Annotated in this window: 1 protein-coding gene; it reads left to right on the forward strand. The window is 65.7% G+C overall.

From position 1 onward, the window contains the following. A partial coding sequence (locus EN852_RS38955; RefSeq protein WP_135879911.1) for a trypsin-like serine protease occupies positions 1 to 300 on the forward strand: 300 nt, incomplete at both ends.

Below are 300 nucleotides of genomic sequence, written 5' to 3' on the forward strand. Positions count from 1 at the left end.
GTGTCGGCACGCAACCGCGACATCAATTCCGGCCCGTATGACGACTTCATCCAGACCGACGCCGCGATCAATCGCGGCAATTCCGGCGGCCCGCTGTTCAACGCCCAAGGCGAGGTCATCGGCATCAACACCGCGATCATCTCGCCGTCGGGCGGCTCGATCGGTATCGGTTTCTCCATCCCCTCGCAGCTTGCCGCGGGCGTCGTCGACCAGCTTCGCCAGTATGGCGAGACGCGGCGCGGCTGGCTTGGCGTGCGTATCCAGCCGGTGACGGACGACATCGCCGAAAGCCTCGGCATG

It is taken from the genome of Mesorhizobium sp. M2E.F.Ca.ET.209.01.1.1 (assembly GCF_004010375.2).
Classification (GTDB): Bacteria; Pseudomonadota; Alphaproteobacteria; order Rhizobiales; family Rhizobiaceae; genus Mesorhizobium.